We start from the raw sequence: 17,350 nt of genomic DNA, 5'->3' as shown, positions 1-17,350 counted from the left end.
CAGTACTTGGCGGCGTCAGCCTCGCTGGCGGTATCGGCAGCCTGACAGGCATGGCGCTCGGTGTGTTGATCCTGCAATTCCTGTCCAACGGCCTTCGTGGCCTTGGCCTGCCGACCGAATGGCAGTTGGTCATCACCGGCATGATCATCATCGCCGCGGTCAGCTTCGACGAGTTGAAGCGCCGCCGGGCGCAGGGAGCCTGACATGAAAAGACTTGAAGGAAGAACGGCTGTTGTCACCGGTGCTGCGGACGGCATCGGTTTCGCGATCTCGGAAGCGATGGCACGGGAAGGCGCACACGTTTTCCTCGGCGACATCGCTGACGACAAGGGCGCCAACGCCGCCGCAAAACTCCGCGCGGAGGGGATGAAGGCAGACTTCTTGCACTGCGACGTGTCCAGCGAAACCGATATTGCTGGTCTTATAGATGCTGCTGTCAAGAAGACGGGCCGGCTTGATGTATTGGTCAACAATGCGGCAATCGCCATCGGCGGCATGCCGGTCTACGAAATGACCGACGAGCAGTGGCACCGCCTGATCGCGGTCAACCTCACTAGCGTCTTTCGCGGCTGCAAATATGCACTGCCGCACATGATCAGGCAGAAGTCGGGCTCGATTATCAACATGGCATCCGCGCAAGGACATATCGGCCTCGACGGCTGGACGGCCTATGCCGGCGCCAAAGGCGCCGTGATGTCGATGAGCCGCCAGATGGCGGTCGAGTTCGGCCCACACAATGTCCGCGTCAACTCGATCTCGCCGGGCACGATCAACACGCCGATGAACGAACAGGTGATCGAACAGCTCGGGCCTGGACTAATGCAGTCCTGGATCGGCATGCATCCGATCGGCCGCATCGGCAAGCCGTCCGAAGTAGCCGAGGCCGCGGTCTATCTCGCCAGCGATGCAGCCGGCTTCACCACCGGCATCGACCTGCGGGTAGACGGCGGGCTCACCGCCATGCCCCACTTCATCCCCCATAACTCCTGACACTTTGTGAGACCAGAAATGAACAAGGCCCTTGAAGGCGTTCGCATCCTCGATATGAGCCATTTGTTGCAGGGTCCGTTCGCGACGCAGTTGCTCGGCGACATGGGCGCCGATGTCATCAAGATCGAGCGTGCCGGCTCGGGCGACATGTTCCGCGGCATGACTTTCTTCGCCAAATGGGTGGGTGGGTCCGAAAGCCCCAACTTCCTCGCCTGGAACCGCAACAAGCGCTCCATCGCCCTCAACCTCAAAAGCCGCAAGGTGCACGCCATCATCATGGATATGGCGAAGAACGCCGACGTCGTGGTGCAGAACTTCCGGCCCGGCGTTCTGGCCAAGCTCGGCTACGGCTACGAGGACTTCAAGGCGGTCAATCCGCGTATCATCTACTGCTCCGGTTCCGGCTATGGTGAGGAAGGTCCTTATGTCGACCGCCCCGGCCAGGATATGCTGATCCAGGGCCTTGCCGGCGTGGCCGCTAACACCGGCCGAGGCGATCAGCCGCCTGTCCCCGCCGGCGCCGGCCTCGCCGATCAGATCGGCGCCATGAACATGGTCTATGGCATCCTCACCGCGCTTTATTACCGCGAGAAGACTGGCAAAGGTCAGAAGATCGAGGTCAACCTGCTCGCAGGTATGCTTGCGCATCTCAACCAGGAATATGTCGCGGTGCTCAATCTCGGTGAGGATTTCGTCCGCCCGAACTCAGGCATCGGACACCCCGGCATGCAGGCGCCGTTCGGTATCTATGAAACATCGGATGGCGGTTACGTTTCCATCGCCATGAGCCCCTTCAAGACGCTCTATACGGTGCTTGAGGCACCGCAGCTCGCCGTATACGACGATCTGACGACCCTGTTCGACAAACGCGACGAAGTGTTCGACAAGGTCAACGCCGAGACGAAGAAGTTCTCGACCGACGAGTTGCTCGCGCGCTTGCTTGGCGTCGACATCTGGTGCGCCGAGGTCAAGGATATCCGCCGCGCCGCCGAAGATCCGCAAGTGACCCATATGGGCATGATCACCAGCTACGATCATCCCCGCGGCGGCAAGGTCAAGGTGGTTGCCCCGGCTGTCCGGATGAGCGAAACACCTGCCAGCATCGACCGCCCTGCCCCGCTGGTTGGTCAGCACGGCCGTGAGATTCTGGCTGAGCTTGGCCTGTCGAGCGACGAGATCGCTGAGCTGGAAGCGGCCGGCGACATGACCGTGCAAGAGGCATGACGGTGGCCGAATACCTGACGCTTACTGTCGAGAGGAAGGGACGCACAGCGCTCGTCACCTTCCGCCGCGCCGACCAGCTTAACGCCATGAACAAGCTGATGCAGGCCGAGATAACAACGGCCTTCGAAAGCCTGTCGAAGGACGAAACGGTTGGCGCCATAGTCGTCACCGGCGAGGGTCGCGGCTTCATGGCCGGGGCCGATATCAAGGAATATGCCGCGCAGACAGGTGCCGAGTTCGATGCATTCCAGGCTGCCGGCACACGCATGTATGCGGCAATCGAGGATAACGCCAAACCGGTGATCGCTGCCGTCAACGGCTTCGCGCTTGGCGGCGGCATGGAACTCGTTCTGTGCTGCGACATCGTTCTTGCCAATCAGTTCGCCAAGCTTGGCCTGCCAGAGATAAAACTTGGGCTCATCCCGGGTGGCGGTGGCACCCAGCGTAGCGTCGCCAAGCTCGGACGCAACCGCGCCAACATGCTGTTGCTTACGGGTGCGATCGTTCCTGCTTCGGAATTCGTCGCCGCGGGGCTTGTCAATGAAATCGTCGATGTTGCCGCTTTGCTGCCACGCGCCATGGAACTGGCCGAGGCCATCGCCGCTGAACCGGCGATGGCCATTGAAGGCATGAAGCGCCTGACCGCGCATGCCCTGACTGGCGATCTGGCCGCCGGCCTTGCCATGGAGCGCGACCTGCTCGGCGAACTCTACCGCAGCGAAATCGGCAAGGCGCGCGTCCGTGAATTTGCCGAAAGAAGTACGGCGAAATCGAAGCAATGACCGACGCCGAACGCTCTCTCGACTGGGCCCATGGCTCGCTGACGGTCCAGCGGCTGGGCGCCATGATGGCGCCGGTCCAGTTCAAGCTGGCTGACGGCAGGGTGGTTTCCCCGCTGCACGTCGCACCTTGGGCCGCGGAGCCTGAAACGCCTGAACTGCCAGGGATCTTGCGTCGTCTGCGCGGTGAATGGCCCTGCGTTCCCTTTGGGTATTCGGTGCCCAGCGATGGCTGGCCGCGCGAATGGGTGAACGTGATGTGGCCGCCGGTCGATGATGAGGAAGTGCACGGCCACAGTTCGAACCATGATTGGAAATGGCAGGACGGCGACGGAGCATCCTTGGCGCTCGCATTGGATTACCCGGCAGGCAGTCCTGTCGCCCGCGTCGAGCGCGTCGTGGTGCCGGACGCCAACGCGCCAGCTGTCGACCTGACCTTCAGGATCTTCGTCAGACAAAAATGCCGGCTGCCGATCGGCCTGCATCCGGTGTTCCGCCTGCCGACCCAACCAGGCTCGGCGCAGCTCGAGCTCGGCGCCTTCAGTGTCGGGCGCACCTATCCGGAAACCGTCGAACCCGGCAAGGCGATCTTCGCCGCCAACACAACGTTCCAGGACATCACCACTGTTCCGGCACGCAATGGCGGCGCGGCCATCGACGCGTCGACGCTACCCTTCATGGCCGACACCGAGGAACTTCTGCAGATCGAAGGGCTGGACGGCCACGTGGCGCTGGCCAACCTTGCTGACGGCTACCGGGCCAGACTGTCGTGGAACCCGAACGATTTCCCGAGTCTGCTTCTATGGATGTCGAACCGCGGACGTACCGCCGAACCCTGGAACGGCCGCCATCTCGCCATCGGCATCGAACCGGTGTGTTCGCCGTTCGGGCTTGGTCCAGCGACTGCGCTGGCCGACAACCCGATTGCCTTGTCGGGCGTGCCGACGGCACTCGAATTCACGCCGGATAGCCTCTTCGAAACGCACTACCGCATATCCGTGGAGTCCCTATGAGCAGAGCCTCGCAATGACCCGCATTTCCCTGGTCAAATCCAACAGCCCACATTTCACCGATGTGGCCGGCCTTGCCACCCTGGTGCGAGCGAACGACGTCTTCGGCGTCGGCGGCCATCACTTTGCCCGCCTGCCGATCGCCTTGCTCAATGCCGTAACGAAACGTGGCGTAGACAGTCTGCGCTACGTTTCATGGGCTGGTGGCCTGCCGCTGGAATTGCTTCTGGAGGCAAACGCGGTCGCCGAGATCGACGTCTGTTTTTCGAGCCTCGACATTTTCGGCCTGCCACCACGCTTCCGCAAGGCCGCTGAAACCGGGGCCCTGCCCGTTCGCGACTGGATGGCCCTGGCCATGATTCAGGCCCTGCGCGCTGCCCAGCAGAACCTGCCTTCCTTGCCGTTTCAGCCGCCGGCCGGCTCGGACATGCTGGAGCGTGTTCCGGGCGCCAAGCTTGCCGCTGATCCGATCACCGGCGAACAGGTGGCTGTCATTCCTGCCTTGCGCCTCGACACGCTCGTCCTACACGCCCAGCGCGCCGACGAAAGCGGCAACGTCCAGATCCTGGGGCCAAGAGCTCTGGATCTCGCCATGGTCGGTGCCGCCCGGCAGGTTCTCGTTACCGTCGAAGAGATCGTGCCCGTAGGCAGTCTCGCCGAGGCGGGGCGCCAGACAGTGCTGACGCGCAATCAGGTGACAGCCATCGCCGTGGCCCCGGGCGCCGCCTATCCGACATCGTGCCTGCCATTTTATGTCACCGACTATGCGCGGCTCTCACAGGCCTTCGGCGATACGGAAAAGCGGCTGTCCGACGGCATTTCGCTATCCTCAGAGCGAGTACCTCCGCAAATCGTCAACGCGGCGAAGATCGATGCAGCTTCCGTCGACAAGGTGGTTGCCGAACTGGCGAAGCCGGCCGTCCTGTCGGATGCCGCTCCAGCCACAATCGATGAGATTCTGGCCGCACRCATCGCTTCTGAGCTCGGCAACGACAGCTTCGCCAGCGCCGGCGCAGTCTCACCGCTGGCCAATGTCGCCTACCGGCTGGCCAAGGCCACCCATGCGCCCGGCATGATCATCGCAACTATGAGCTGCGGCCATCTCGATGTAGCACCAAGCCCCATGATCCTGTCACTGCTCGAAAGCCTCGATGGTGAGACGGCGGCGGCGCATGCAGGCGGCGACGACACCTATTCGACCTACTACCAGGCCGGCGCGGTGACGCATGAGATCGTCGCCGCAGCAAAGGTGGACCGCCGCGGTCGGGTCAACACCATCGCCATCGACAAGCCATCCGGTGGCGTCATACGTCTGCCGGGACAAGGCGGCATGGCCGATGTCGCCAACATGCATCGCGACTACCTGCTTTACGTTCCGCGGCACTCGCCATTGTCGGTCGTGAATGAAGTGGAGATCGCCAGTTCGGCACGCGGGCTGCTGACTGAAGCCGAACGCGCGCCACATGGCTATCGCACCGGCCATGCGTTTGTCTTCACCGACCTCTGCGTCTTCCGGCTCGACCCCGAAACGCGCGAGCTCATCGTTGCTGAGACGATGCCAGGAATTTCACAACAGCGCGTCCGCGAAGCGACCGCCTTCCCAGTTTCGTTCGATCCGGATTGCCGCGAAGTTGCGTTACCCGATCCGGCCGTCCTTTCGGTGTTGCGAAACCGCATCGATCCGCTTGGCCTGCGCCGCCTCGAATTTGTCAGCGCCAAGGAACGCACAGCGCTTCTCAACGAGATATTGGCGCTCGACCGTGACGTCGTCGAACGCTGCCTGCCCAAGAACCAAGCGAGGTGACCCCATGGAACCGCTGCTGCCAATATCCGCGGCCCGCGTCTTCTTCGACGGTATTTTCACCGAGCCGCGCGTAGCACACCCGGAATGCGTTGCGGTCCATGCCGACGGTTCGATCTGGTGCGGCACCGAGACCGGCGACTTGCTGCGCATAGACGCCGAAGGCAAGGCGGTCGAGCGGATGGCGGCAACGGGTGGCTTCCTGCTCGGCATCGCCTTCGACAGCGCCGGCAATTGCTTCGCATGCGATCTGCGACACAAGGCGATGTTTCGCTTCGACGCCGCGAGCAATGAGATGATACGTTTCGCTGATGCGGGCATCAAGGTGCCGAACTATCCCGTTGTCGACGAAGCGAATGGCTGGCTCTACGTTTCCGACAGTGCCGGCGAGGCCGGTGGCGTCTTCCGTTTCGACCTCGAGACAGGCGAAGGCGGACCATGGTGCAGGGAAATATTCGCCTTCGCCAACGGCATGGTCATGGCTCATAACGGCAAGGGACTTTACGTCGTCGAAACCGACGCCCCTTGCGTGAGCTACGTGCCGATCGAGACCGACGGTTCGGCGGGCCGGAAACGTGTCGTCGTCGAAGGCGTGCACAATGTGCCCGACGGCCTGGCTTTCGCCCCTGACGGTTCATTGTTGATCGCTTGCTACGAGCCGAGCCGGATTTACAGTTGGCGCGAGGATCGCGGGCTCAGCCTCTTGATCGAAGATCCGGGCGCAACAACCCTGGCGCACCCGACCAACGTCGCTTTGAAAGGCCGGAAGCTTTACACGGCCAACCTTGGCCGCTGGCACATTGCCGAGATCGATCTCGGTCTGGTGTTTGGGTAAGCGCACTCGCGGCTGTCGGCCGGGTTTTGTTGATCACGGCAAGACGCGGCGAAATTGCCTGATACGAAGGATGTTCCCATGTTGGCGATTACGCAGCAAGGCGCTAGCCCGCTCTTTGTTTCTGCCGGTGAGTGCATGGTGGAAATGTCGCCGGACGAAGGCGATTTCTATCGGTTGGGCTATGCCGGCGATAGCTTCAACACCGCCTGGACGGCGCGGCAGTTTCTACCTGAGACATATGCCGTCAGGTACCTGACCGCGGTGGGACGCGACCGGACATCGGATGCGATGGTGTCCTTCATCGAAGGTGCCGGCATCGACGCATCCCATATCATCCGCTACCCCGATCGGACCGTGGGCCTCTATATGGTGCATCTGGACAGGGGCGAGCGCTCGTTCAGCTATTGGCGGAAGGATTCCGCGGCTACACGACTGGCGGACCAACGACGCGTACTGGATGCAGCGTTTGAAAAGGCCTCGCTGATCTTTGTGTCGGGAATTACCCTTGCAATTCTTGGCGAGGCCGCGCGGGCGACGCTATTTGGGGCACTTCAGGATGCGAAGCAGGCTGGTGCCCGTATCGCGTTCGATCCGAATTACCGAAAGCGATTGTGGTCGGACACGCAAACGGCAAGGGTTGTACTGACCAAGACTGCCCGGTTGGCCGATTTCGTGCTGCCCTCCTACGATGACGAGGCCGAGCTGTTTGGCGATGCGTCTCCGCAGGCCACAGCGGAACGGTTCCTGGCCCTAGGTTGCTCGGAGGTAGTTGTGAAGGATGGTCCAAACCCCGCGACGGTATGTTTCGACGGGGCGAGCCATTTAGTTCCGGCAGGCGCGGTTTCCAAGGTTGTCGACACAACCGGTGCAGGTGATGCGTTTAATGGCACATACCTCGCAGCCAGAATGCTGGACCAGTCGCCGTTGAGAGCTGCACCAATGGCGCACGACGCAGCACGAACTGTCGTGCAAACCCCGGGGGCGCTCATCCCCGCGGACCGTCGAGATCGATGAACCAAGGGGTGACCTTGTCATCAGCCTCGCGCATGGTCCTCTTCTAAGTCCCTACGAGCTTGGAGCGGAACGAAGGGCTTCGTGCTCACGCCGTCTTGTGGCCACGGCAGGCACTGCGGGCGCCGACGCTGCACCGTCGAGCAGTAGCTGGCGCAAGTGCTGACGATCCTGATCCTTGCGAATCAACTCGCAGACGTGTTCACGACTGATGCCACAAGGACGGCCGGCAATCTTCTCATCGACGAATGATTTGAGCGTATCAGGCACCGAAATGCTCATCGTGGTCATGGAACAACAATAAGCAATTTTGGCGGCAAGAACATCTCCTTTCTGGGTACTGAACTCCCGCCGCCAGTAGAAACAGCGGTCAGCATTGATTGCCCTTCTGTGTGGCGTTTGCACAATGGCCGCCTGAACCAAATGCCAGCCTCGCGACAGGTGTTTGAGTACGTACAGCTATCCGAGCTCGTGGATCGTTACGCCCGGCACAACCGTTTTGGCGATCTCGCACAGGTGCTGGTGATGGGTCAGGTAGATTACCTGGCCCGCGCTCGCCATCTCTCCAAACAACCTGAAAACCTCTTCGGACCGGACATGGTCGAAGGTTTCCATAATGTCGTCGGCAATGAATGGCACTGAGGGTCGAAACTGGGCAAATTCGTAGTAGCCGGCAAGCCTCAGGGCTAAATAGAGTTGAAAACGTGCGCCCTTTGACAAAGCGTCGGCGACCTTGGACTGCCCGTCGCGTTGCAATGCGATCAGGACCTCGCCGCCTTTTACAGGCTGGGTTGCCAGACCCGAGTATTGACCGCGCGTGATGAGCACGAAAGCGTCCGATGCACGCGCCATCATAGCGGAGCGATGACGCTCGCGGTATGCGCGCAGAGCATTTCCAGCGGACAAAACGCCCAGTTTCAACTCGATGTAACGGACAGCTTTTTCCTCGATTTCCAGAAGGACGGTGCGACGTTCGGCATCTATTCGGGCGACAGCGCTGTCGCCGCCAATGGCGTCCAGCTTGTCGGCCGCTCGCGTCTGCCGGATAAGCTGTTGTTGGATCGTTTCGTCGATACCCTGAAGCCGTTGCTCGCTTTCGGCCCTCTCGATTGCGAGGCGATCGAAATCGAGAGCATCCAATATCGAACGCGCCTGCGCGATCCCCTCCACCGCGAGTTCGGCCAACAACTGCTCTTCAAGTTCGGCCACGGCAACGCGCAGACGATCCCTCCCGCGCAGCAGCTCGTCGCGTTCCACGACTTCGGTTAGGGTCGTTACACCAAAGACGCCCAGGACCTCATTCTTACGGCGCTCATGCGCCGCAATTTCGACGTCTAGGGTGTCACGAGCATCTCGCAGGCGCTGTAGGTCGTTGACGAGGTTTGTCTTCGCCTCGCGACTGCGATCGGCGCGTTCCAGGCGCTCAGCAAGCCGGATCGCCAGCTGTTCCGGCTCGTCGTCCGGTGGGTCACCCGCCTCGGCTGCAGCAGCGGTAACCTCGACAATGAAACTATCTCTGTCTGCCTGCATCTTGCCGATGCGGAGCTGCATCGCATCCCGATCCTCGATGGTTTTGGACAGTTCAGCCAGTTGATCAAGTACGTTGCCGACACTGGGCGCCGAAAGCCCATTCTCGAGCCAAGTGCCTTTGAGCGCCTCCGCAACGCCGGCCAGCCATTCGTCCTCACGCCTTTCTGCCACGTCCATGGCCCGTCGTCTGGCTGCMAGATACTCCTCCTGCGCGCTAACCGTTTTGATCGCCTCGGCGCGTTCGGCGTCGACTTTGACCTGCCTGTCGAGGAACAGCTCTGCGACGACCATGATCGTCTCCAAGCTCTCGCCGGCATCCGACCTTATGCCGACGCTCTCCAGCGCCCCGCTCAGCTCCTGGCGTATGCGGTTTTCCTCGTCGGTCGCCCGACCGATCTTCTTACGTGCGACCTCGATCTCCTCCCAGGCCTCTAGCGCATCGGTCCGGGCAGAAGTACGGTCCTCGATCAGTTCGATTAGACGCTCAGGCGAAGACTCCAGGCATTTGTCGAGCAGATCTCTTGCCGCCACGCGGATTTCCGAAAGTATTGCTTCCACGTCCAAGTCGATCTGTGAAAGTTGGTCGCGCGCCCGCGAGATGGCAGCCGTGGCCTCAGCGCGGCTGCGGATGGTCGTTCGGATTTCAGCGAGCTCGCGCGCGTTGGCCAGGCGAACTGCTCCAACATTGTCGTCACGAGCCAGCACTGCCGCAAAGTCGTCGGCCGTCTCACCCTTAAGGTCATGCCGATGCCTTGCCCAAGCCTCGTCCCGGGCACGCCGGATGGCGGTGGCGGCTTCATCGTCGGTCACATCGACCGAGGCGCGAAGGGCGTCCAGTCGCGCCGAGAGCAATTCGTGATTGCCCTGGTATTCTCCAAGACGTTCGCAGAGAACCTCCCTGTTCGTCTTGAGCTCTGCCGAGCGACTTTTCCATGCACCAACCTGGCGGGCGCTAGGAACCAAAATTCCAGCCAGCGCCTGAGCATCTCCCGACCAGGGATGCAAGCGGCGGATCGCTGCCTCCCATCGAATTTCGCGCTCGTCCCCCACCTCTCGTGCCGTCTTGATTTCCCTTACGTACCCACTCCCCCTCGCTTTCGACAAGGCCGAGATCAGCCTTGCCCTGGCAGGTTCGGGCACGGCCCTTTCTTCGCCAACTCGATCTCGCGCCGTCTGAAGCGCATCATGGGCTGCCGCCGCTTCATCGCGTGCGACGCGCACGCTCGTGGCGATCCCCGATCGCTGTTCGACCATATTGCGAACGGCGCCGACTGTGGCAGCAGGCAAAAGCAGCGCGGCAGGGTCCGACTCGGAGGACCGTCCCAGAGCAGCAAGGCATGTCGCCACGGCGCTATCGAGTATTTGCAGGTCCGTCCTGCGACTGGGCAGGTCCAAGCCTGCCGAAATATATCGCACCTTGCGATCCGCCAGTCCGCGAACCCGCTCGGAGATCGCAAGGATCACATCGTCCATCTCGACCGACGCGATTTTTGTCGACAGTCGCTCGACCTCGTCGACGTTTGCTGACAGCCGCGTTCTCAGGCTGGCGTCGTCATCGATCATCTCAGCGACACTGCCTGTCCATGTCCGGGGGGGCGAAGCGATGTCAGGCAATTCGGCCAGGCGGGCTGACTTGCGTCGGATATCTGCAAGGATCGGGGCTGCGCGGAGATACTTCGCAATGGTATCGAGCCGCGCCGACAGCACCGACCGTTCAGTGATGCTGCCATCGTATTTTTCAGTCGCGTCAAGACGTTCGGCCTCAAGGGTCTCGAACGTGGACGCCAATGTGTCGATTGCATCCTTCCCAGACTTCAGTTCCGCAAGTCGCTTCTTGAGAAGCGCAAGTTCGGTTCCGTGTGCCTGTTTCCGATAGAGCCCGTCCGCTTCCGCTTCGAGCGCGTTCAACGTGTCACCGGCCTGCCCAAGACCGGCGCTGGCCGTGAACAGGAGCTTGCCCAGGTCGCCACGCGACTCCAGTATCGATTTTCCGCCTGCTTCCAGCGTCTCGTCGTCCAACGAGAACATGGTGCCGTATGCGTCCCGGGACAGACCTGCGAGATGGGCCGTTATCGCCACCTCGCTCACCGGTTGCCCCAGAGCGTTCAACAGCGAGTTGTTCCGTTGTTTCGTGCGCGAGAACGTATGCTCCTCTCCCCCGAATTCGAGCACGCCGCCGACACGCATCGCGCTGTACTCATGGAGGAAATTGTAGCGACTGCGTTCTTCGATGCCGAACAGCAAGTCCAGATAGCCGGAAAGCGCAGTCGACTTGCCGGCCTCGTTCAGCCCGAACACGATGTGCAGGTCGGGCCCAGACTCCGGTCTTGGGCCGAATTCGATCGTCCTGTCAGTGAACTTTCCATAACGAATGAGATCAAGCCGCCGGAGCCTCATTGCAATCCACCTGCCTTGAGGCGGGCTGTGACCAGGTCAGTGCCGCTGGCAAGAACCCTGTCGAGGAATAATTCGAGCTCAGCCTCATCCTTTCCGGCGAAGTCGCGCCCGTCGGGGGGAAGATCCGCAATCGTTTTCAGGACCAATGCCCTCGCTTCGGCACGGAAGGCTTCCGAGCTGGCATTGGCGCGCATGGATTCAGCGAGTTCGAAAATCGGATCCGCGATATCGAGGGTCTCCGTCCTGGGCGGAGAGAGGTCCAGTTCCAGCTTTTCCACCCATGTGTCGCCTGCCTGCTCGGCGACCTGCTCGGCTTCCGCCAGCAACAGGTCCCTGTCGCGGATGAGTGCCCACGACAAAGGTGTCGCCCCGCTCAGACCGAGACGCACCACAACGTGGCGGGATCTGACCGACGCCCGGATATCTTCGAGTGCGGATCGGATTCGTCCAATGACTTCAGGGCCTTCCATCGTCCCGGTCACGTCGACGTTCACGCGCTCGAATTGCGCGACACTCGTCGGCCTTTCCTCAATCTCCACGGAACGGTCGTCACGTATCGTTACCAGAGTGACGGATTTTTCTCCGTCCTCGTTGATGTCCCTGCCTTGCGGCATTCCTGGCATCACCACCGTGCTTGCTCCTGGATGAACTTTGCGGACGTGAATGTGCCCGAGCGCCCAGAAATCAAAGCCGTGGTTATGCAAGTCAGCGACGCTGCACGGCGCGTAGACGTCATGACCGGGCGATCCGCCCAGGCTGGTGTGCATGATCCCCACATTGACCGTGCCCTCGCGCGCAGCGGAATATTTAGCGAGCAGACTTTCGGGTGCCTTGGGACTCGCAAAGCTCAATCCGTGAAACATGACGTCCAGTCCGCCGGCTGTTTGAAGCACGGGCTGGGGACGACCGCCGAAAATCGTTACTGTGTCCGGAAACACGAGCTGTTTCGATATCCGCGACATGGCGTCGTGATTGCCGCGAATCTTGAAAACTCTGATGCCGCCCTGGTGAAGACGTGTCATCTGCGAAGCCAAGAACCGCGCGGTTTTCATGGAGGTCTGATCGCCGTCATAAAGATCGCCGGCAATGACGAGGGCATCGACACCTTCCGCTAGGCATAGATCCACAATGGAGACAAACGCCTGGCGACTGGCGTCTCCGACAAGTTCGGCAAGAGCTGGGTTTCGCATCGCGAGAGAACGGAGCGGCGAATCGAGGTGAATATCGGCTGTATGTATAAATCGAAATGCCATTCAGCGGTCTCCAGCCAGGGAACAAACGGGGGTTCGACCGCGGCTCGACAAAAATTACACGACGCGCCGTGCTGGCTGTCCTGAACCCAGGCTACGATCATCTGGCACCGGCGTAGTTCTCGTTGGCCTCTTACCATGTTGGAGGATGCAGTTGTCAAAGCTCGACCAGGGCTCGGCATCTGTGACCTCCCCCGATTTCATTCAGCCAAGAGCAGAGCTTTAAGTCCAAGGCAGTTTGACAAACGCTGGCCAACTACAGCTACGAAGGGCGGATGCCCCGGAGTGCCGCGAATTTCGTTCCAAATCGGCCACGACCATATGGGTTCGACAATATTGGCCGGCTCGGCGCGCACTGCCACCGACATCGTCAAGCGGATGAAGCCAGATTTCGCCCCGCGGGCATGCTGATGCATAGGACCCAGCTGATGGCGACAAAAAGCCCGGCGCATTTGCCGGGCTTTTTGTCGGTTCTCGCTGCAGTGAGATCGCCTGAGCGCTTGGCTCAGTGATCCATGGCCTTGACGATTTCTTCGGTCATCTTCTTGGCGTCGCCGAGCAGCATCATGGTGCCGTCCTTGTAGAACAGCGTGTTGTCGATGCCAGCGTAGCCGGAGCCAAGGGAGCGCTTGACGAATAGGCAGGTGCGCGCCTTGTCGACGTCGAGGATCGGCATGCCGTAGATCGGCGAGTTCTTGTCGTCGCGCGCCGAGGGATTGGTGACGTCGTTGGCGCCGATGACATAAGCGACGTCGGCCTGGGCGAACTCCGAATTGATGTCTTCGAGCTCGAAGACCTCGTCGTAAGGCACGTTGGCCTCGGCCAAGAGCACGTTCATGTGGCCGGGCATGCGGCCRGCSACCGGGTGGATGGCGTATTTGACCTCGACGCCATTGGCCTTGAGCTTGTCGGTCATCTCGCGCAGCGCATGCTGGGCCTGGGCCACCGCCATGCCGTAGCCCGGCACGATGATGACCTTTTGCGCGTTCATCATCARGAAGGCGGCRTCGTCGGCCGARCCCTGCTTGACGGTGCGCTCGATGCCGTCGTCGGCRACMGCCGCGGTCTCGCCGCCGAAGCCGCCGAGGATGACCGAGATGAACGARCGGTTCATGCCCTTGCACATGATGTAGGACARGATCGCACCCGACGAGCCGACCAGCGCGCCGGTGATGATCAGCGCCAGGTTGCCRAGCGTGAAGCCGAGTGCCGCWGCCGCCCAACCCGAATAGGAGTTGAGCATCGAGACGACGACAGGCATGTCGGCGCCGCCGATCGGCACGATCAGCAGCACGCCGAGCACCAACGACACGGCCACGATCAGCCAGAACACCGTCGTCGACTGGGTCGTCACCAGCATGACGATCAAAACGACAAGGGCGATGCCGAGGGCCGCGTTGATGAAGTGGCGGCCGGGCAGCATGATCGGCTTGCCCGACATGCGGCCATCGAGCTTGAGGAAGGCGATGACCGAGCCGGTGAAGGTGATGGCGCCGATGGCGACACCCAGGCTCATCTCGACCAGCGCCTGGGCGTGGATGGCCCCGACGCTGCCGATGCCAAAGCTTTCCGGCGCATAGACGGCGGCTGCCGCGACCATCACGGCAGCCATGCCAACGAGGCTGTGGAAGGCTGCGACCAGCTGCGGCATCGAGGTCATGGCGATGCGGCGCGCGGTGACCGCACCAATGCCGCCGCCGATGGCGATGCCGAGCACGATCAGGCCGAGGCCGGCGGCCGACGGCTTGGCCAGCGCCAGCGTCGTCACGATGGCAATGCCCATGCCGATCATGCCGTAGGTATTGCCCTGACGCGAGGTGGTCGGATGCGACAGGCCRCGCAGCGCCAGGATGAACAGGATGCCGGAGACCAGGTAGAGGAAGGAAGCGAGGTTGAGGGTCACGTCACTTGTCCTTCTTCTTGTACATCGCCAGCATGCGCTGGGTGACGAGGAAGCCGCCGAAGATGTTGACCGAGGCGAGCACCAGGGCGATGAAGCCAAAGCCGGTGGCAAGCCCCGACGCGGCGATGCCGACGGCCAAAAGCGCGCCGACGACGATCACCGAGGAGATCGCGTTGGTCACCGCCATCAACGGCGTGTGCAAGGCCGGCGTCACCTGCCAGACAACGTAATAGCCAACGAAGATCGCCAAAACGAAGATGGCGAAGCGGAAGACGAACGGGTCGATCGCTCCACCCGACAGTGCGTGCGCCGCACCACCGGCGGCCTCGGCCGCATTTTGAGCGGTGGCGAGATCCTGGACACCGAGCCGGACGGCACCAACCGCCTGGTCGAGCTGGTCGAGGGCTTTTTGAAGACCTTCCATCATGCGTCTCCCTGAGATGACTTCTTCGACGTCTTGGGCTGAGCCGGCTTCTTCACGGCAGCCGGTTTTGCGGACGCAGCCTTTTCAGGCGCGGCCTTCTCAGCCGCTGCGCTGGCGAAGTTGGGGTGAACCACGCGGCCGGCATCGGTCAGCATCGTTGCCTTGACCAGCTCGTCGTCGCGGTTGATGGCAATCTGCTTCGAGGCCTTGTCGACCATGGTCTCGAGGAAGGCGAACAGGTTCTTGGCATAAAGCAGCGAGGCGGACGCCGCGACACGGCCCGGCACGTTGAGGTGGCCGACGATCTTGACGCCATTGGCGGTGGTGACGACCTTGCCGGGCACAGCACCTTCGACATTGCCGCCGCGTTCGACGGCGAGATCGACAAGCACCGAACCCGGCTTCATCGAGGCGACCATCTGGGCTGACACCAATTTTGGCGCCGGACGGCCCGGGATGAGTGCGGTGGTGATGACGATGTCTTGCTTGGCGATATGCTCGGCGGTCAGCGCCGCCTGCTTGGCCTGGTACTCCTTGGACATCTCCTTGGCGTAGCCGCCAGCGGTTTCGGCGGCCTTGAATTCCTCGTCCTCGACGGCGAGGAATTTTGCGCCGAGCGAGGCGACCTGCTCCTTGACCGCCGGACGCACGTCGGTGGCGGTGACGATCGCACCCATGCGCCGCGCAGTCGCAATCGCCTGCAGGCCGGCAACACCGACACCCATGATGAACACTTTCGCCGCCGGCACGGTGCCGGCCGCCGTCATCATCATCGGCAAGGCGCGGTCATATTCGCCCGCGCCGTCGATCACCGCCTGGTAGCCGGCAAGGTTTGCCTGCGACGACAACACGTCCATCACCTGGGCGCGCGTGATGCGCGGCATCAGTTCCATGGCAAACGCCGTCACACCGGCCTTGGCCATCGCTGAGACCGCAGCATCATTGCCATAGGGGTCCATGATGGCGAGCACGGCCGCACCTGGCTTGTAACCCTTGAGCTCGGCGTCGCTGGGCCGCCTGACCTTCAGCACGACATCGGCGCGTCCCGCATCGACAGCCTTGCCGATGACAGCACCGACAGCAGTGAAATCGGCATCGGGAATGCGCGACAAGGTCCCTGCCCCTGTCTCGACAACCACGTCAAAACCAAGCCCCACCAGGCGTTTCACCGTATCCGGCGAAGCCCCAACACGGGTTTCAATCAACTCAAGCTCTTTGGGGATGAATATCGTCTGGCCCACCGTCACGTCCTTTCGGTTGGAACCTTACCAAACGTAAAGCGCCGGACGCACAAAGACGCGTCGGCGCCTTACCAACGAAATCTACTTTGGATACTGACGGAGAAGCCGCCGACGCACCCGAAGCCACAATCTTATAAGGACCATGCCTTGCCAGTCACTACACCGGCAAGGCTATTGCACGGAGCCGCTTTTGGTCCACGTTCTTCTAACGAAGGTCGTCTGTTTATCTCCGGCCCAAATTGACCGGAACCAAAACTGACGCTGGAGCCCGCGGCTGCGTAGAAATGTCAGCGAATATGTGTCGGTACGTCGCGCAGCAGGAAACCGCCGACGGCGCAGATGATCAGGAACAGCACCACGCTGGAGAAAAATCCAGCAGGGGTGAAGAACCCAAAGGCCATGGCGATCATCAGCGCAACGCAAGCCAGCGTGCTGTATTTGGACAGCGTAATGAACATCGAATAGGTTTTCTCGTGCTCGGCGTAGTCCATCTGCGCGCCAAGTTCGATCGGGCCGGTCGGCGTATTATCAGCCATGAGAGTCCCCTCCGGAAAACGAGTTCAAGGGCACATACCTAAATGCGCGCTGCAGGGCAATGGAAAGATTGCCCCTTTGGCTGCGACAAGATTATCAATCCCCAGCAGGGAAATCTTGGCTCATTTGATGAACCGGCGCGTTCTGGTGCCGCAGGAAAACACAACCCTAGTTCTTGCACGCCTCGTTGAGTGGCCACGGCGCGTGGGCCTCGGCGAATTTGCCGGCTTCCAGCTCGACCAGCGGCGCAATCATCTCGGCGTCAGCGGTCAAAAGATGGGATGTCTTGACGAACTTGGCGCCGTCCCATTCCAGCATCCACGCCCCGCCATGGCCGGCATGGTTGGTGCAGGAAGTCGCGAACGGACCGATCATGCCGGTCATGCCGAGCGACGCCAGCCTGGCGTCGTCGATCTTGAGG

The 17,350-nt window shown here is 61.5% G+C and carries 14 protein-coding genes and 2 pseudogenes; 8 read left to right on the top strand and 8 right to left on the bottom strand.

What is annotated here, in order from left to right:
- The 8 genes and pseudogenes from AC1DWF_RS22130 to AC1DWF_RS22095 all read left to right on the top strand — a co-directional run.
- Positions 1-203, top strand: a pseudogene (locus tag AC1DWF_RS22130) (ABC transporter permease); the annotation flags it as partial.
- Position 204: 1 nt separating this feature from the next.
- Positions 205-990: an SDR family NAD(P)-dependent oxidoreductase gene (locus AC1DWF_RS22125; protein WP_476783104.1), complete on the top strand. Its 786-nt coding sequence runs from the start codon at positions 205-207 to the stop codon at positions 988-990.
- Positions 991-1,008: 18 nt separating this feature from the next.
- The gene (locus AC1DWF_RS22120) at positions 1,009-2,214 is read left to right on the top strand and encodes a CaiB/BaiF CoA transferase family protein (protein ID WP_476783105.1); all 1,206 of its coding nucleotides are present in this window, start codon (positions 1,009-1,011) and stop codon (positions 2,212-2,214) included.
- Positions 2,211-2,996 (top strand): enoyl-CoA hydratase/isomerase family protein, encoded by a 786-nt coding sequence (locus AC1DWF_RS22115; RefSeq protein ID WP_476783106.1) that lies wholly within the window; start codon positions 2,211-2,213, stop codon positions 2,994-2,996. Before AC1DWF_RS22120 ends, AC1DWF_RS22115 begins: the two co-directional genes overlap by 4 nt.
- Positions 2,993-4,006 (top strand): hypothetical protein, encoded by a 1,014-nt coding sequence (locus AC1DWF_RS22110; RefSeq protein WP_476783107.1) that lies wholly within the window; start codon positions 2,993-2,995, stop codon positions 4,004-4,006. Before AC1DWF_RS22115 ends, AC1DWF_RS22110 begins: the two co-directional genes overlap by 4 nt.
- A gap of 13 nt (positions 4,007-4,019) precedes the next feature.
- On the top strand, positions 4,020-5,807 hold the full coding sequence (locus tag AC1DWF_RS22105; protein WP_476842057.1) for a CoA-transferase: 1,788 nt from the start codon (positions 4,020-4,022) through the stop codon (positions 5,805-5,807).
- 4 nt (positions 5,808-5,811) lie between these two features.
- Positions 5,812-6,639, top strand: a complete 828-nt coding sequence (locus tag AC1DWF_RS22100) for an SMP-30/gluconolactonase/LRE family protein (RefSeq protein WP_476788459.1) — start codon at positions 5,812-5,814, stop codon at positions 6,637-6,639.
- Positions 6,640-6,717: 78 nt separating this feature from the next.
- The gene (locus AC1DWF_RS22095; RefSeq protein ID WP_476788458.1) at positions 6,718-7,653 is read left to right on the top strand and encodes a sugar kinase; all 936 of its coding nucleotides are present in this window, start codon (positions 6,718-6,720) and stop codon (positions 7,651-7,653) included.
- Between the two features lie 51 nt (positions 7,654-7,704).
- On the opposite strand, the gene AC1DWF_RS22090 is transcribed toward AC1DWF_RS22095, so the two are convergent.
- The 8 genes and pseudogenes from AC1DWF_RS22090 to AC1DWF_RS22055 form a co-directional block, all read right to left on the bottom strand.
- The gene (locus AC1DWF_RS22090; RefSeq protein ID WP_476785379.1) at positions 7,705-8,073 is read right to left on the bottom strand and encodes a ribbon-helix-helix domain-containing protein; all 369 of its coding nucleotides are present in this window, start codon (positions 8,071-8,073) and stop codon (positions 7,705-7,707) included.
- A 36-nt stretch (positions 8,074-8,109) separates the two neighbouring features.
- Entirely contained in the window at positions 8,110-11,577 is a 3,468-nt protein-coding gene (locus AC1DWF_RS22085) for an AAA family ATPase (RefSeq protein ID WP_476785378.1), read from the bottom strand.
- Positions 11,574-12,830, bottom strand: a complete 1,257-nt coding sequence (locus tag AC1DWF_RS22080; protein ID WP_476788456.1) for a metallophosphoesterase family protein — start codon at positions 12,828-12,830, stop codon at positions 11,574-11,576. Before AC1DWF_RS22080 ends, AC1DWF_RS22085 begins: the two co-directional genes overlap by 4 nt.
- Before the next feature lie 502 nt (positions 12,831-13,332).
- A complete protein-coding gene (locus AC1DWF_RS22075; RefSeq protein ID WP_476788455.1) occupies positions 13,333-14,730 on the bottom strand; it encodes an NAD(P)(+) transhydrogenase (Re/Si-specific) subunit beta in 1,398 nt (465 codons plus the stop codon).
- Between the two features lies 1 nt (position 14,731).
- On the bottom strand, positions 14,732-15,157 hold the full coding sequence (locus AC1DWF_RS22070; RefSeq protein ID WP_476788454.1) for a proton-translocating transhydrogenase family protein: 426 nt from the start codon (positions 15,155-15,157) through the stop codon (positions 14,732-14,734).
- Positions 15,154-16,395 carry a Re/Si-specific NAD(P)(+) transhydrogenase subunit alpha gene (locus AC1DWF_RS22065; protein ID WP_476786787.1) on the bottom strand — a complete coding sequence of 414 codons (1,242 nt, stop codon included), beginning with the start codon at positions 16,393-16,395 and terminating at the stop codon, positions 15,154-15,156. The genes AC1DWF_RS22070 and AC1DWF_RS22065 overlap by 4 nt, the downstream gene beginning before the upstream one ends.
- Positions 16,396-16,682: 287 nt before the next feature.
- The gene (locus AC1DWF_RS22060; RefSeq protein ID WP_476786786.1) at positions 16,683-16,931 is read right to left on the bottom strand and encodes an aa3-type cytochrome c oxidase subunit IV; all 249 of its coding nucleotides are present in this window, start codon (positions 16,929-16,931) and stop codon (positions 16,683-16,685) included.
- A 166-nt stretch (positions 16,932-17,097) separates the two neighbouring features.
- A pseudogene (locus AC1DWF_RS22055) lies at positions 17,098-17,350 on the bottom strand (ABC transporter substrate-binding protein); the annotation flags it as partial.

It is taken from the genome of Aminobacter sp. P4_D5 (assembly GCF_056401815.1).
The sequence above is the reverse complement of the archived record's forward strand: the minus strand, read 5'-3'. Positions and strand labels throughout refer to the sequence as shown.

Excerpts from the sequence above, each read along its gene's own strand:
- AC1DWF_RS22125 (WP_476783104.1), top strand. The coding sequence starts at position 205 with ATGAAAAGACTTGAAGGAAGAACGGCTGTTGTCACCGGTGCTGCGGAC.
- AC1DWF_RS22120 (WP_476783105.1), top strand. The coding sequence starts at position 1,009 with ATGAACAAGGCCCTTGAAGGCGTTCGCATCCTCGATATGAGCCATTTG.
- AC1DWF_RS22115 (WP_476783106.1), top strand. The coding sequence starts at position 2,211 with ATGACGGTGGCCGAATACCTGACGCTTACTGTCGAGAGGAAGGGACGC.
- AC1DWF_RS22110 (WP_476783107.1), top strand. The coding sequence starts at position 2,993 with ATGACCGACGCCGAACGCTCTCTCGACTGGGCCCATGGCTCGCTGACG.
- AC1DWF_RS22100 (WP_476788459.1), top strand. The coding sequence starts at position 5,812 with ATGGAACCGCTGCTGCCAATATCCGCGGCCCGCGTCTTCTTCGACGGT.
- AC1DWF_RS22095 (WP_476788458.1), top strand. The coding sequence starts at position 6,718 with ATGTTGGCGATTACGCAGCAAGGCGCTAGCCCGCTCTTTGTTTCTGCC.
- AC1DWF_RS22080 (WP_476788456.1), bottom strand. The coding sequence starts at position 12,830 with ATGGCATTTCGATTTATACATACAGCCGATATTCACCTCGATTCGCCG.
- AC1DWF_RS22070 (WP_476788454.1), bottom strand. The coding sequence starts at position 15,157 with ATGATGGAAGGTCTTCAAAAAGCCCTCGACCAGCTCGACCAGGCGGTT.
- AC1DWF_RS22060 (WP_476786786.1), bottom strand. The coding sequence starts at position 16,931 with ATGGCTGATAATACGCCGACCGGCCCGATCGAACTTGGCGCGCAGATG.